The sequence below is a fragment of the Streptomyces sp. NPDC055287 genome, from assembly GCF_053646035.1.
In genome coordinates, this window is sequence record NZ_JBSHNE010000028.1 from 20,761 (window position 1) to 34,421 (window position 13,661).

At 71.0% G+C, this 13,661-nt stretch carries 13 protein-coding genes; 5 read left to right on the forward strand and 8 right to left on the reverse strand.

Going from position 1 to position 13,661, the window contains the following annotated elements; genetic code table 11:
- Window positions 1-79 precede the first annotated feature (79 nt).
- Genes ACWIHY_RS30215 through ACWIHY_RS30230 form a run of 4 tightly spaced genes read right to left on the reverse strand, consistent with a single transcriptional unit; the run spans window position 80 to window position 3,532 of the window.
- On the reverse strand, window positions 80-1,279 hold the full coding sequence (locus ACWIHY_RS30215) for an ABC transporter permease (RefSeq protein ID WP_454379152.1): 1,200 nt from the start codon (window positions 1,277-1,279) through the stop codon (window positions 80-82).
- Window positions 1,279-1,959 carry an ABC transporter ATP-binding protein gene (locus tag ACWIHY_RS30220; protein WP_454379154.1) on the reverse strand — a complete coding sequence of 227 codons (681 nt, stop codon included), beginning with the start codon at window positions 1,957-1,959 and terminating at the stop codon, window positions 1,279-1,281. The genes ACWIHY_RS30215 and ACWIHY_RS30220 overlap by 1 nt, the downstream gene beginning before the upstream one ends.
- Window positions 1,956-3,014: an efflux RND transporter periplasmic adaptor subunit gene (locus ACWIHY_RS30225; RefSeq protein WP_454379155.1), complete on the reverse strand. Its 1,059-nt coding sequence runs from the start codon at window positions 3,012-3,014 to the stop codon at window positions 1,956-1,958. The genes ACWIHY_RS30220 and ACWIHY_RS30225 overlap by 4 nt, the downstream gene beginning before the upstream one ends.
- Window positions 3,011-3,532 (reverse strand): hypothetical protein, encoded by a 522-nt coding sequence (locus tag ACWIHY_RS30230; RefSeq protein WP_454379156.1) that lies wholly within the window; start codon window positions 3,530-3,532, stop codon window positions 3,011-3,013. Before ACWIHY_RS30230 ends, ACWIHY_RS30225 begins: the two co-directional genes overlap by 4 nt.
- Before the next feature lie 112 nt (window positions 3,533-3,644).
- Here ACWIHY_RS30230 and ACWIHY_RS30235 point away from each other — a divergent pair, with 112 nt between their 5' ends.
- A complete protein-coding gene (locus ACWIHY_RS30235) occupies window positions 3,645-4,310 on the forward strand; it encodes a response regulator transcription factor (protein ID WP_454379157.1) in 666 nt (221 codons plus the stop codon).
- Window positions 4,307-5,494: a sensor histidine kinase gene (locus ACWIHY_RS30240; protein ID WP_454379158.1), complete on the forward strand. Its 1,188-nt coding sequence runs from the start codon at window positions 4,307-4,309 to the stop codon at window positions 5,492-5,494. Before ACWIHY_RS30235 ends, ACWIHY_RS30240 begins: the two co-directional genes overlap by 4 nt.
- A gap of 141 nt (window positions 5,495-5,635) precedes the next feature.
- Here the strand turns inward: ACWIHY_RS30240 and ACWIHY_RS30245 are convergent, their stop codons facing one another.
- Window positions 5,636-6,391: an SIS domain-containing protein gene (locus tag ACWIHY_RS30245; protein WP_454379159.1), complete on the reverse strand. Its 756-nt coding sequence runs from the start codon at window positions 6,389-6,391 to the stop codon at window positions 5,636-5,638.
- Window positions 6,392-6,567: 176 nt separating this feature from the next.
- Between ACWIHY_RS30245 and ACWIHY_RS30250 the strand changes: the two genes are divergently transcribed.
- On the forward strand, window positions 6,568-7,260 hold the full coding sequence (locus ACWIHY_RS30250; protein WP_454379160.1) for a metal-dependent transcriptional regulator: 693 nt from the start codon (window positions 6,568-6,570) through the stop codon (window positions 7,258-7,260).
- A 495-nt stretch (window positions 7,261-7,755) separates the two neighbouring features.
- A complete protein-coding gene (locus ACWIHY_RS30255; protein ID WP_454379161.1) occupies window positions 7,756-8,646 on the forward strand; it encodes an alpha/beta fold hydrolase in 891 nt (296 codons plus the stop codon).
- Between the two features lie 70 nt (window positions 8,647-8,716).
- Here the strand turns inward: ACWIHY_RS30255 and ACWIHY_RS30260 are convergent, their stop codons facing one another.
- From ACWIHY_RS30260 to ACWIHY_RS30270, 3 genes are read right to left on the reverse strand one after another with little or no spacing between them, the layout of a single operon-like run.
- Window positions 8,717-10,402 (reverse strand): transporter, encoded by a 1,686-nt coding sequence (locus tag ACWIHY_RS30260; protein ID WP_454379162.1) that lies wholly within the window; start codon window positions 10,400-10,402, stop codon window positions 8,717-8,719.
- The gene (locus ACWIHY_RS30265) at window positions 10,399-11,220 is read right to left on the reverse strand and encodes an ABC transporter ATP-binding protein (protein WP_454379163.1); all 822 of its coding nucleotides are present in this window, start codon (window positions 11,218-11,220) and stop codon (window positions 10,399-10,401) included. Before ACWIHY_RS30265 ends, ACWIHY_RS30260 begins: the two co-directional genes overlap by 4 nt.
- Window positions 11,221-11,264: 44 nt before the next feature.
- Window positions 11,265-11,942 carry a bifunctional DNA primase/polymerase gene (locus tag ACWIHY_RS30270; RefSeq protein ID WP_454379164.1) on the reverse strand — a complete coding sequence of 226 codons (678 nt, stop codon included), beginning with the start codon at window positions 11,940-11,942 and terminating at the stop codon, window positions 11,265-11,267.
- Window positions 11,943-12,249: 307 nt separating this feature from the next.
- Here ACWIHY_RS30270 and ACWIHY_RS30275 point away from each other — a divergent pair, with 307 nt between their 5' ends.
- A complete protein-coding gene (locus ACWIHY_RS30275; protein WP_454379165.1) occupies window positions 12,250-13,635 on the forward strand; it encodes a transcriptional regulator in 1,386 nt (461 codons plus the stop codon).
- Window positions 13,636-13,661 lie beyond the last annotated feature (26 nt).

A 13,661-nucleotide genomic window follows, 5' to 3' on the forward strand; every position in this document is an offset into this window, starting at 1 on the left:
GCCGATCCTGGGAACGGCGGTACGACGAACCCGGTAACGCACCAGCCGGTGCGGGCGGACCGCACCGGCCATGGCCGTCCTACGCCGCGTGCAGCGCCAGCGTCGGGGAGAGCCGAGCGGCCCGTACGGCCGGGTACAGCCCTGCCGCCGTGCCGATGACGAGGGTCGCGCCGAACCCGCCGCCGACCGCCCACGGGGGTACGACCCACGGCAGTCCGCCGACGTACGCGTAGACGCCCGTCGCGGCGGCGCCCATCGCGACGCCGGCCAGGCCGCCCAGGCCCGAGAGCATCAGTGACTCTGTGACGAACTGGACGCGGATCTGGCCGCGGGTCGCGCCCAGGGAGCGGCGGAGCCCGATCTCGTAACGTCGCTCCAGCACCGAGATGATCATGGTGTTGGCTACGCCGACTCCACCCACGAGCAGTGCGATCCCGCCGAGCCCGAGGAGTAGTCCGTTGAACGCGCCCTCGGTCGCCGCCTTGGCCTGGAGGGCCGACGACGGGTCGGTGACCTGCACGTTCCGCGGGTTCTGCGGGTCGACGGTCGAGGCGATCAGTTTTCGTACGTCATGGACGGAGGCATCGGTCGAGCGCTCGTACACCGACGTCGGGTGGCCGTCGAAGCCGAGCAGCTTCTGCGCGCCTGCCCAGCCGACCAGTGCCGAGCGTTCGATCTCGGGCGAGAGCGGCAGCGGGCCGAGGATGCCGACGACGGTGAAGTACCGGTCGCCGATGCGGACCTGGCGGCCCGGCGACGTGATGCCGAGGCGCCGTGCGGAGACGTGGCCGAGGACGACCGAGGGGTATCGGCCGTTGGCCTGGTTGAGCCAGGTGCCGGCGGCCACCTTGCCGCGCAGGACGTTCAGCAGTTCCTCCGTCGTGGCCTTGACGGCGATGCCGCCCGTCTCGTCCTCGGAGATCTTCTCCGAGCGCCGCACCGCTTCGTCGACGTCTCCGGTCGCGGCTGCCTCCCGTACGCCCTTGATGCGTCCCACCATGCCGACCGCGTCCTTGGGCAGCTTGACGTCCTCACCGGAGAACATCGGTTCGCCGGGGCTCGCGACCAGCATGTTGGTCCCCAGCCGGTCGAGGCGTTCCATCAGCTGGGCCTTGCTGGAGGCGGAGATGCCGACCACCGAGATCATGGTGGCGATACCGATGGCGATGCCCAGGGCCGACAGGACGACCCGCACGGGGCGGCTGCGGAGCCCGGCGGAGCCGACGTGCAGGATGTCGCGCGGGCCGAGCCTTGCCGCTCTGAGTCGTGTGCGGGCCATCATTCGCCGTTCCTCAGGTCCGCCACGACCCGGCCGTCGCGGATACGGACCTGCCGGGGCAGCCGTTCGGCGATTTCCGTGTCGTGGGTGATGACCGCGATCGTGGCGCCCTCTTCGCTGAGTTCGTGGAGGAGCGCCATCACCGCTTCCCCGGATGCGGTGTCGAGCGCCCCGGTCGGCTCGTCGGCGAGCAGCAGGTCCGGCTCGCCGACGACAGCGCGGGCTATCGCCACCCGCTGTTTCTGCCCACCGGACAACTCGTGCGGCTTGTGCCGCATCCGGTCCGCCAGCCCCACCCGTTCCAGCGCGTCCGCGGCCCGCCGGCGCCGCTCGGTGCGTGAGAGACCGGAGTAGAGCAGCCCTTCGGCCACGTTGTCGCGGGCGCTGATGCCCGGCACCAGGTGGAACGCCTGGAAGACGAAGCCGACGTGCTGGGCGCGCAGGGCGGACAGTTCACGGTCGGAGAGGGCGGCGACATCATGTCCGGCGATGGTGACCGTTCCGGCGGTCGGCCGGTCCAGGGTGCCGACGATGTGCAGCAGGGTGGACTTGCCGGAGCCGGACGGGCCGACGATGCCCAGCAGTTCGCCCTCCTGCACGGTGAGGTCGACGCCGCGCAGCGCGGCGACACCTCCGGGGTACTCCTTGGTCACTCCCGCGAGATCGACGACGGCGCTCATATCTTGGGAACCCCGACCTTCATGCCGTCGCGCAGTCCGCCGCCGCTCACTTCGACCCGGCCCTGCCCGAACATGCCGAGCTCGACTTTCACGTCACGGGTCCTTCCGTTCTCGACGACCTCCACGCCGAAGCCGCCACCGGGGAGGGCGAGAAGCGCGTTCACGGGAACGGACAGAACGTCTTCCCGGGTCTCGCCGGTGAGGTTGACGGTGACCGGTGACTGGTCGAAGCCGCTGACCTTCCCCGGTTCGTCGAAGGAGACGGTCACGCCGATCTTGGGGGTGCGGTCCTGCGGGTCGTCGCCGGGCTTCGCGGTCCTGCCGACCGCCGAGACCTCACCCTCCGCGCCGGAGCCGTCCGGCAGGCCGACGGTGACCTTGGTGCCGGTCTTGGCGAGCTTTCCGTCGGCGACGTCCAGCTTGAACGTGACGACACGTTCGGAGCTCGTGGTGGTGAATACGGGCCGGCCCGGCGCCGCCTGGTCCCCGACGGCCGAGTCGGCGCTCTTGATTCGTACAGGGCCGGGCGCGAAGGTGACCTGTTCCGGGCCTACGCGCCCGGTCCGGTCGAGGTCGTGAGCCCGCTGCCAGCGTTTGACGGCGGCCGCGGTCAGCGCCGTGTACTCGTCGTCGACGGTGAAGCCCGTGTACCCGAGAGCGGCCAGGTTCCGCTCCAGCTGTCCGACATCCTTGCCCTCGTCGCCGGTCTTCAGCGTGCGGTACATCGGCCCGGTGCCGTACATGAGGCGGACGGGCTTTCCGTCGATCTCGTAGAGCCTGCCGTCCCGCTTCACCGTGGAGCCGGTGGCGGCGGCCCAGGTGAGCGTTCCCGTGATGCCCGCGTTGAGCTTGCGTTCCTTGGCGTAACCGAGCGTCCCCTCGATCTGGGTGCTGTCGCTGAGGTCGCCGCGTTCGACGGAAGCGGTGGTGGGCGGCAGTGCGGAGTCCTGCGGGGCTTCGCTTTCGCCCGTCGTGCTCAGGGTCGTGGCGGCGACTCCGCCGCCCGCCACGGCGAGAACGACCACGACGGCCGCGACGATCCTGCGCCCCCTCATCGCATGATGCTTTCGCAGGCCTTGTTGGCCTTCTCGAACTTCTCCTTCTCGGCACCCTTGGGCATCGGCATCGCCGCTGTCATCCCGCCGTCGAACTTCGGGTCGGGCATGTTGTAGCCGTTCTTGCGCATGCACTGGGCGTGCTTGAGCATCTTGTCCTTGTCGGCCTGGGTGATCCCGCCGCCCGCCGAGCCGGGGCCGCCCTTCCCGGCGCACGCCTTCAGCGCCTTCTCCATGGCTTCCTTGCTCATGCCGTCGCCGCTGATCGTCATGCCGCGCTCGTCCTGGCCCGGCTTGGGGTCGGGTACGTCGAGCCCGTTGTCGCGCAGGCATTTGCGGTGCTTGGCCGCGTCGTCGCTGGCCTTGCCCGCGTTCGTACCGGAGTCGTTCGACGTGTCGCCGTTCCCGCCGTCCGTGCCGTCGGAACCGCCCGAGCAGGCCGAGGCGAAGAGGGCGAGCGCGGCGAAACAAGAAGCGACGGCCGCTGAGTTCGTACGGGTACGAGTCGTGGGGCTCATGGGTTCTCTCCTTCTGAGGGGGACACCGCGAGCGTTCCAAGGAACGGCCTTTCGTTTCTCTCAGCGAAGACGCTTACATCGGCGAAAGGTCCACTTCAGGTACACAGAGCGCATGCGTGTGCTGGTGGTGGAGGACGAGGAATTCCTGGCCGAGATGATTGCCGAGGGCTTGCGCCGCGACGCGATCGCGGTGGACGTGGCGCCCGACGGTCGGACGGCCCTGCGCAAGCTCGGGCTGGGCGAGTACGACGTGCTGGTCCTCGACCGCGATCTGCCGGGTCTGCACGGTGACGACGTGTGCCGCGAGGTTGTCGGGCGGCGGCTGCTGACCCGCATCCTGATGCTGACGGCCTCCGGGACGGTACGGGACCGGGTCGACGGCCTCGGTCTCGGCGCCGACGACTACCTCACGAAGCCGTTCGCGTACGACGAACTCCTCGCCCGCGTCCTGGCGCTCGGCCGGCGCGCCCGGCCCGCGCTGCCACCCGTTCTCGAACGTGCGGGACTGGTGCTGGACACCGCCCGCAGGCAGGTCAGCAGGGACGGACGCTACCTTGCGCTGTCGCGCAAGGAATTCGCCGTACTGGAGACGCTGATGCGCGCCGACGGCGCGGTGGTCAGCGGCGAGGACCTGATCGAGCAGGTGTGGGAGGAGGACACCAGTTACCGCACCAACGCGGTCCGGGTCACCCTCAGCAAACTGCGCGCCAAGCTGGGCGAGCCGCAGGTGATCGAGACGGTCCCGGGCGCGGGCTACCGGGTCGGCGGTCGCGCGTGACGAGCGAGCGCGGGCGTCTGACGGCGCTGTACGGCGGCCTGCTCGTTCTGGCAGGTGTTCTGCTGATCGGCTTGGTGTACCTCCTCGTACGGGACACGCTCCACTCCAGCATCAGTACGGCGGTCACCACGACAGTGCCGTACACGGACCTCGCCGTTCCGGACCCGGACTGGCGGGCGGCGGTCCCTGCGCGGCGGGCGGAACCCGGCACGCTGGTCGAGCTCGGGCAGGGGGTGCGGGCGGAGTACGCGGCGACCCGGCGGATCAGCAACGCCGCCGAGGACGCCGCACTGGACAGCCTGCTGACGGTGTCAGGCGTGGCGCTCGCCCTTTTCTCGGCCTCCTCCGTGGCCCTGGCCTGGTGGATGGCGGGCAGGGTGTTGCGCCCGGTCGGGGTGATCACCGCGCGGGCGCGCCGGCTGTCGGGTGAGAACCTCCATGAACGGCTCGCCCTGAAGGCGCCGCCGGGTGAGCTGAAGGAACTCGCCGACACCTTCGACGGAATGCTCGACCGGATAGAGCAGCTCGTCTCGGCCCAGCAGCGCTTCGCCGCCAACGCCGCCCACGAACTGCGTACGTCCCTCGCCGTGCAGCGGGCCGCCGCCGAGATCGGACTGGCCGACGAACCGTCGCCGGAGAAGGTCGCCCGTATCCGGGAGAAGCTGATCGAGACGGCGGGGGAGAGCGAGCAGCTCATCGAGGGCCTGCTGCTCCTCGCGGTCTCCGACCAGGGGCTTCAGCGCCGCGAACCGGCCGATCTGGATGCGATCGCCGGCACGGTGGCGGCGGGGCTGGCAGAAGACGCCGGGCGCCGGGACATCACGGTGGAGACGTCTGCGGAGCCGCTGACGGTAAGGGGAGACGCGGTTCTGCTGGGTCACCTCGTCCACAACCTCGCCGCCAACGCGATCCGCCACAACCACCCCGGCGGCCGGGCGCGGGTCCAGGTGTCCCCGGACGGCCTGGAGGTCTCCAACACGGGCCCCGTCGTGCCGCCGGGGACGGTGCCCCGCCTCTTCGAGCCGTTCCGCCGCGCACGGGAGCGCCATCACGCGCCGGGCGAGGGGGCGGGACTGGGCCTGTCGATCGTCGCGTCCATCGCGCGTGCCCACGGCGCGCGAACGACAGCCGAGGCGAACCCGGGAGGCGGGCTGACGGTACGGGTGGTGTTCCCGGGAACGTAGGCGCTCCGTTCCCGGGAACGTGCGCGTTCCGTTCCCGTGAACGGAACGCACGCCGTGCGTTCCCGGGAAGGCGCATCGTCCGTTCCCGGGAACGGCACGAAACGAAGCGGCACTCGGGAACGGACGGCCGCGCGTGCGGGATCAGTGCCGGTAGAAGATCCGGTCGCGGTACTCCGTCATCACGCGGCCGTTCCACTCGTGGCCGCCGTCGACGTTGCCCGAGCGCAGCAGCGGCGGTTCGATGCCGCGGTCCGCCAGCTCGCCCGCCGCGCCTGCCATGACGGCCTGCATCAGGGCGCTCGTGATCACCGTCGAGGCGGGAGCGAACGGCGCCTCGATGCCCTCCGCAGTCAGCTCCGCGTCGCCGGCCGCGATCTTGCTGTCGAGGACGATGTCGCAGTGGTCCTTGAGATAGGTGCCCGAGACGTGCCGGGACTTCGTCTCGCGCGTATACGCCACCGAGGTCACGCCGATGACCTTCAGGCCGAGCGCCCGCGCGTTCATCGCCATCTCCACCGGCAGGGCGTTGCGTCCCGACAGCGAGATGATCACCAGTACGTCGCCCGGTTTCGCGGGGCTGCTGTCCAGCACCGCTCCCGCGAGCCCGTCGACGCGCTCCAGGGCGGAGCCCAGGGGGGCCGGCACGACGTCCACGCCGACGGTTCCGGGAACGGCGAGCAGGTTCATCAGGGCGAGGCCGCCGGCCCGGTAGACGACGTCCTGGGCGGCGAGCGAGGAGTGGCCCGCGCCGAAGGCGAAGAGCCGCCCGCCCGAGGCCACCGTGTCGGCGATGGCGGCCGCGGCGGCCGCGATGTTCCCGGCCTCCTCGTCGCGGACCCGGTGCAGCAGCCCGATCGCGGCGTCGAAGAACTGACCGGCCAGCTTGCTCTCGCTCATCGCGCAAAGCCCCTTCCAGCGGTACATCGTGCGAACGTCGTGCGACGGTGGCGCGGATCACGTTGCGGTCTGGACCAGTGCCGTGTCAATACGGCTTCCCGTCGGCGCGGCACGGTTGTCGGCGCTATGCGTCAGAATTGGGTCAGGGCCAGCGCACGAGCAATCGAGGGGCACGAATGTCCGGACTGATCGACACCACGGAGATGTATCTCCGCACCATCCTCGAGCTCGAGGAAGAAGGCGTGGTCCCCATGCGCGCCCGTATCGCCGAGCGGCTCGACCAGAGCGGACCGACGGTGAGCCAGACCGTGGCGCGCATGGAGCGGGACGGTCTGGTGACCGTGGCGGGCGACCGTCACCTGGAGCTGACCGAAGAGGGCCGCAAGCTCGCCACCCGCGTGATGCGCAAGCACCGGCTCGCCGAGTGCCTGCTCGTCGATGTGATCGGCCTGGAGTGGGAGCAGGTGCACGCGGAGGCCTGTCGCTGGGAGCACGTGATGAGCGAGGCGGTGGAGAGGCGCGTCCTCGAGCTGCTGCGACACCCGACGGAGTCTCCGTACGGGAACCCGATTCCCGGCCTGGAGGAGCTCGGCGAAAAGGCCGAGGCCGACCCGTTCCTGGACGACAACATGGTGAGTCTGAACGACCTGGCGCCGGGACCGGAGGGCAAGACCGTCGTCGTACGGCGGATCGGGGAGCCGATCCAGACGGACGCCCAGCTGATGTACACGCTGCGCCGCGCGGGTGTGCAGCCCGGTTCCGTCGTGAGCGTGACGGAGTCGCCCGGCGGGGTACTCGTGGGCAGCAGTGGCGAGGCCGCGGAGCTCAATGCCGAGGTGGCCTCGCACGTTTTCGTCGCCAAGCGCTGACGCAGGCGCCCGGGTGGCAGCGTTCGCCGGCCCCGCGGTGGTGGGGCCGGTCCGGCGATCCTCCGGAATCCCAGCGACCGGACGGATGGCGTGCCAGGCTGTGACCGAGGCACATGACGTGAGGGCCACCGACCGGTCTGACGGTTCGTCGGGGAGGGGGCAGGGGATGCGCCCGTCGCGCTGGCATCGCCCGGTTTTTTCTGTTCGTTGTGAAGGGGATGGCTCCGGCGCCCTGAGGCGCCGGAGCCCGTCCTCCCCTGTGCTGACCCGGAGCCCCGAGCTCCCAGGGTCAGCCCCCGCGGACCGTCTTCCCCGAGCGGCCCGCCTCCCGCTGAAGATCTCCCCTCGGCGGCGGCAGTCAATCCTTGAGCGTGGTCACTCGAACGAGGGGTGTTGCGCGCAGAAACCGTGTTCTCGAATGCAGGTTCGATAGTCTGGCTGGACTCGACCACTCATGGACGGACCACCCGGGGGACGAAGGGGGTGCCAGGACATATGGTGCGGCGCATCGACGTGACAGGAGCCGACGGCGTACGCCTGGCGGCCTGGGAGTTCGCCGATCCTCCCAAAGGAAGCGGCGAGACGGACCGCGCCCCGGGGGTCTTACTGCTCCACGGCCTGATGGGCCGGGCCTCGCACTGGGCGAGCACCGCGCGCTGGCTCTCGGAGCGCTACCGGGCGGTCGCCATCGACCAGCGCGGCCACGGCCGCAGCGACAAACCGGCCGACGGCCCGTACACCCGCGAGGCGTACGTCGCCGACGCGGAGGCCGCGGTCGAGCAACTGGGCCTCGCGCCCGTCACCCTCATCGGCCACTCCATGGGCGCTCTGACGGCCTGGCAGCTCGCAGCCAAGCGCCCCGACCTGGTCCGGGCCGTCGTCATCTGCGACATGCGGGCGAGTGCGCTCGGAGCCGCGTCCCAGCGCGAGTGGGACGACTGGTTCAAGTCCTGGCCCGTCCCGTTCGCCACCCTCGCCGACGTACGTAAGTGGTTCGGTGAGGACGACCCGTGGGTGGAGCGCCCGAGCCCGGCCCGCGGCGAGTTCTTCGCCGAGGTCATGGCCGAACGGGCCGACGGCTGGCACCCGCTCTTCTCCCGCCATCAGATGCTGACCTCTCGCGAGACGTGGGTGTTCGACGCCCACTGGGAGGAGCTGGCGCTCGTGCAGTGCCCCGCCCTGGTCGTCCGCGGCCTCGACGGCGAACTGGGCCGGGCGGAGGCGCAGGAGATGGTCCGGGTGCTGCCACGCGGGCGGTACGCCGAAGTGGTCGACGCGGGCCACCTCGTGCACTACGACCAGCCGGAAGGCTGGCGCGCCGCGATCGAGCCGTTCCTCGAGGAAACGGCCGACGAGCCGGTCGCCCCGCCCCTGAGCCAGTCCTGACCCGCTCCTCAAACGCCGGAGGGGCCCCAGCCGATCTGGAGCCCCTCCGCCGAAGGTCGTTACGCCGGGTTCAGCCCTTGCTCACCGCGGTGAGGATCTCAGGAAGGCGCGCCGCCGCCTGGGGAGCCGACCAGCGCACACCGGCCCAGGCGATCAGCCCGCCGTACGCCGCGCCCAGCGGCAGCACCAGCCACAACCAGCCCGTCGCGTCCGCCACATGGAGCCAGATCGTCAGCGTGATCAGCGGAGCGCACAGCAGCGCCGCCGCGACCATGCCGCCGAGGATCGAGATCCAGGCGAGGCCCGCCTGTCCCGGCGCCACGTTCTTGTGGGCGCTGCCCTGCGGGATCGAGTACGGGAAGCGCACGGACGCCACCGCCCCTGTCGCCAGCATCGCGCCGAGCAGCGCGAACGACAGGCCGAGCGCCTCGGGAAGGGCCCGCCAGTCGTCCACCAGGCCGGCCGTGATCACAGTGACGAGCGCTGAGTACGGGAGGGTGATCACCAGCAGGGCCAGGGCCCTCGCCCGCAGTTCCTCGTACGCGTCCCGCGAGCTGGAGATCGTCATGGCGACCATCCAGAAGGCGGAGGTGTCCTGACCGAACTGGTTGTACATCTGGATGCCAAGCATCCCGGCCGCGAAGCACGCGAAGTAGATCGTGCCCGTTCCCTGGAGGGCGTTGAACACCGGCACGATCAGCCCGATCACCAGTGAAGTCACCCACGCGGCTTTGGTCTTGGGGTCCCGCCACACGTATCGCAGACTGCGCTCGATCACCGTGCCCGTACGTCCGGCCGGCAGGAACCGCCCGCCGAATCCGCGTGACGACTCCTTGCGGGCCGGCTCCACCACCTGCAGCGTCGAGCCGTCCGGGGACGTCATCAGCTTCACCAGACTGCGCTCCCACGACCACAGCAGCGCGACCAACGCGGCGACGGCCAGCAGCAGCTGGGCCGCGCCACGGCCGTACGCCCCGTCACTCATCGCGTCCACGGCGCCGATCGCCGACGCGGGCGGCACCCAGCTCACCACGTCCGCGACCGGGTCCAGCTTCGAGAGACCGCCCGCGTTGCTGAGCCGCTGCGCGCCGAAGTTGACGACCTGGATGCCGACGGCGATCACCAGGCCGCTCAGCACGGCCAGATCGCGGCCCTTGCGGCTGCTCAGCAGCCGGACGTTCGCCGCGGCCACGGCCCGCGCCAGCGCTACGCACAGCAGCAGGGTCAGCGCGACGGCGGGGACACCGACGGCGGCAGCCGCCGCGCCGTGCGCCACGGAGATCACCGACCCCAGCGCCAGGCAGCACGTGAACAGCGGCCCGATCCCGACGAGCGACGCCGCCAGCAGCGCCCGGATCAGTGGTCGGGGCCGCAGCGGCAGCATGACCAGGCGGGTCGGGTCGAGCGTCTCGTCGCCGCTGGGGAAGAACAGCGGCATGAACGTCCAGCCGAGCCCGAGAAGGGCCGTCAGCAGCACCACCACGGTCGTCGCGTGCTCGTTCCCGCGAAGCGCGACGAGGCCGATCAGCTGAAGCGCCGCGAACAGCAGCGCGAGCACACCGGAGACGATGTACGCCGTCCTGCGGCCGGACGACTGCCGCAGCCCGTTGCGCAGCAGCGACAGCTTGAGCCGTACGAAGACGGACGTGATCCCGGGAACGGCCGGTGCGCTGTTCCGAGGAACGGACGATGTGCGGTTCCCGGGAACGGCCGTGGCGCCCTTCCCGGGAACGGGCGATGCGGCGCCCCCGCTCATCGGGCGCCGCCGCCCAGCCAGTCCAGGTTCTCCCCGCCGGCCCGGTCGTTGGCGCCGACCAGTTCGAGGAAGGCGTTCTGGAGCGTGGGCGCGTCGCCGCGTACCTCCGCGAGCGTCCCCTGCGCACGGATACGGCCCGCGGCCATCACCGCGACCCAGTCGCACAGCGACTCGACGAGCTCCATCACATGGCTGGAGAAGACGACGGTCGCACCGGACTGCGTGTACCGCTCCAGTACGCCGCGGATCGTCTGCGCAGACACGGGATCGACGCCCTCGAACGGCTCGTCCAGGAACAGCACTTCCGGGTTGTGCAGCAGGGCGGCGGCGAGCCCGATCTTCTTGCGCATGCCGGTCGAGTAGTCGACGACGAGCTTGTGCTGGGCGCCTGCCAGGTCCAGTACGTCGAGAAGCTGCGTGGCCCGCTGGTCGACCACGTCGCCGGGCAGCCCTCGCAGCCGCCCGGAGTACGCGAGGAGTTCACGCCCCGACAGCCGCTCGAAGAGCCGCAGGCCCTCCGGCAGTACGCCGATCCTGGCCTTGACCGCCACCGGGTCCTTCCAGACGTCGTACCCGCCGACCAGTACCGTTCCCGCGTCCGGGCGCAGCAGCCCCGTGACCATCGACAGGGTGGTGGTCTTGCCCGCGCCGTTCGGCCCGACCAGGCCGATGAACTTGCCTGCGGGCAGCTCCAGATCGATGCCCGCGACGGCGATCTGCTCGCCGAAGCGCTTCCACAGGCCCTCTGCACGTACGGCGGCGGGCGGCGCACTGTGCGCTCCGCCCGCCTCTTGTGAACCCACTGCCTCATCGGCCATGTCGCACAGCCTCCCGGTGTCCCCGTCCCGCTTCGGGGAACACCCTACGGTCGGCGTGTGCGCGCCGCTGCTGCCTCTCGCCCGCAGGAGTAGGCCAGGGGACTGATCAGTTCCTCCACGTCGGGCAGCCACCGGTTGGCCGGAGTGGGGCGGCGCGCCCACTGCACCGCGCCCATTCCGCCGAGCCGCGTCGGCGGCGCCGCGACGTATTCGCCCTCGCCCCGCGTGACCAGGTCGATCGCGGTCGGCGTCCAGCCCAACTTGCGTACGAGATCGGGCACCTTCGCGCCCGCGCCCGGCAGGACGAAGAAGAGCATCCGGCGGTCGGGGGTGCAGGTCACCGGGCCGAGCGTCAGTTCCATGCGCTCCATCCGTGCCAGCGCCAGGAAGCCGGCCGACTCGGGAACGTCGATGGCGTCGAAGGAGCGGCCGGTCGGCAACAGGATCGAGGCCCTCGGCTGTTTCGCCCACATGCGGCGCGCGGCGGTGGCGCTGCCCGTCGCCTGCGACGCCCAGTCCGCGGTGGCGGGGTGCGCACCGGGCAGGGCGCAGGAGGGGACGCCGCACGAGCAGCGCTCGACGCCCTCGTCCGCCTCCAGCCAGGTGCCCGGGAACACGTCCCAGTGCCGTTCTTCCGCGTACCGCACGGCGCAGTCCAGCAGTTGATCGCCGCGCTGCTTGGGGATCTGGGCGGCATCCGTGACTCCGATGGTCTCTTCCACGATGAACTCAACTCCCGCCGTCACCTTGGGTTACGGGCGTGCGATCGGCTTGCGGAGGAACATCGATCCTGCACGCGGGGCGCATCGGTGCATGGGCGGGGGCGCGCATGGGGCTGGGCAGCGGCGAGGGGGTAGCCACAGGTGTGGAAGCCCGGGAATGACAGTCAAAAGACCGTCAATACCGTCTCTTCCGTCATGTTCCGCATTCTCTGCATATCTGCCGGGCAGTGATCAGCGTGACCGGCGTGATCAGTTCACGACGTACGGACCACGAATCACGGACCAATGCGGCACCAGGGGGTAGTCAATGGCAGCCAGGCCTCTCGTCGCCCGCCAGCCGAACGAACGGTTGCAGGCGCTCATTCAGGAAGCCGGGTGCTCCAACGCCGGGCTCGCGCGCCGCGTCAACATGTGCGGCGCCGAACACGGTCTCGACCTGCGGTACGACAAGACATCGGTGGCCCGCTGGCTGCGCGGACAGCAGCCGCGCGGGCGGGCCCCCGGCATCATCGCGGAAGCGATCGGGCGCAAACTCGGCCGCACGGTGACGATCGACGAGATCGGCATGGCCAACGGCAAGAACCTGGCCTCCGGTATCGGCCTGCAGTTCTCGCCCACCGTGCCCGGCGCGATCGAGCAGGTCTGCGAGCTGTGGCGCAGCGACGTGGGGCGCCGCGACTTCCTGTCGGGTTCGACCGTCGCTGCTTCGGCGCTCGTCGAGCCGAGCCGCGACTGGCTGATCACGGGCACGGACACCCAGGTCGCCAGGACGGCGGGCGGCGGACGGGTCGGCGCGTCGGACGTGGAGGCGGTACGGGCGACCACGGACGCCCTCGTGGAACTGGACCACCGCTACGGCAGCGGGCACGTCAGGCCGATCGTCGTCCACTACCTCAACAGCGTCGTGTCGGGGCTGCTGTCCGGTTCGTACCGCGAATCGGTGGGCCGGGACCTCTTCGCGGCCGTGGCGCGGCTGACCGAACTGGCCGGCTACATGGCCGTCGACACGGGCCAGCCTGGGCTCGCGCAGCGCTATTACATCCAGGCGCTGCGGCTCGCCCAGGCGGCGGGGGACCGCGCGTACGGCGGATACGTACTGGCCGCGTCCATGAGCCACCTCGCCGCCCAGCTCGGCAACCCCCGCGAGATCGCGCAGCTGGCGCGGGCCGCGCAGGAGGGGGCGCGGGGGCAGGTGACGCCCCGCGCGGAGGCGATGTTCTGCGCGGCGGAGGCGCGCGGGCACGCGCTGATGGGCGACGCGCGCGCGTGCAACCAGATGGCGGGCAAGGCGCTGGGCGCGCTGGAGCGTACCGAGGAGGACTCGGGCGACGATCCCGTATGGATCGCGCACTTCGATCACGCGTACCTCTCCGACGAGCTCGCCCACTGCCACCGCGACCTCGGACAGGGGCAGGCGGCGGCCCGGCGCGCCCAGGACGCCCTGGACGGCCACCCGGCCACGCGGGCCCGACGGCGGGCGATCGGCCTCGTCCTGCTGGCCACGGGGCAGGTCCAGCAGCGCGAGATCGAGCAGGCCTGCGCCACGGGCACGCGCGCGGTGGAGCTGCTGGGGACCTTGCGGTCGAACCGGGGAGCGGAGTACTTGGAGGACTTCCAGCAGCGCCTCGCGCCGTACCGTGACGAACCCGCCGTGCGGGAATTCGGGGCGCGGCTGGAGCTGCAGGCGGCGTAAGGGACGGGGCGCCGGGCCGACCGTGG

Coding starts and splice junctions, on each gene's coding strand:
- ACWIHY_RS30215 (WP_454379152.1), bottom strand. CDS start 1,279: ATGGCCCGCACACGACTCAGAGCGGCAAGGCTCGGCCCGCGCGACATC.
- ACWIHY_RS30220 (WP_454379154.1), bottom strand. CDS start 1,959: ATGAGCGCCGTCGTCGATCTCGCGGGAGTGACCAAGGAGTACCCCGGA.
- ACWIHY_RS30225 (WP_454379155.1), bottom strand. CDS start 3,014: ATGAGGGGGCGCAGGATCGTCGCGGCCGTCGTGGTCGTTCTCGCCGTG.
- ACWIHY_RS30230 (WP_454379156.1), bottom strand. CDS start 3,532: ATGAGCCCCACGACTCGTACCCGTACGAACTCAGCGGCCGTCGCTTCT.
- ACWIHY_RS30235 (WP_454379157.1), top strand. CDS start 3,645: ATGCGTGTGCTGGTGGTGGAGGACGAGGAATTCCTGGCCGAGATGATT.
- ACWIHY_RS30245 (WP_454379159.1), bottom strand. CDS start 6,391: ATGAGCGAGAGCAAGCTGGCCGGTCAGTTCTTCGACGCCGCGATCGGG.
- ACWIHY_RS30250 (WP_454379160.1), top strand. CDS start 6,568: ATGTCCGGACTGATCGACACCACGGAGATGTATCTCCGCACCATCCTC.
- ACWIHY_RS30255 (WP_454379161.1), top strand. CDS start 7,756: ATGGTGCGGCGCATCGACGTGACAGGAGCCGACGGCGTACGCCTGGCG.
- ACWIHY_RS30260 (WP_454379162.1), bottom strand. CDS start 10,402: ATGAGCGGGGGCGCCGCATCGCCCGTTCCCGGGAAGGGCGCCACGGCC.
- ACWIHY_RS30265 (WP_454379163.1), bottom strand. CDS start 11,220: ATGGCCGATGAGGCAGTGGGTTCACAAGAGGCGGGCGGAGCGCACAGT.
- ACWIHY_RS30275 (WP_454379165.1), top strand. CDS start 12,250: ATGGCAGCCAGGCCTCTCGTCGCCCGCCAGCCGAACGAACGGTTGCAG.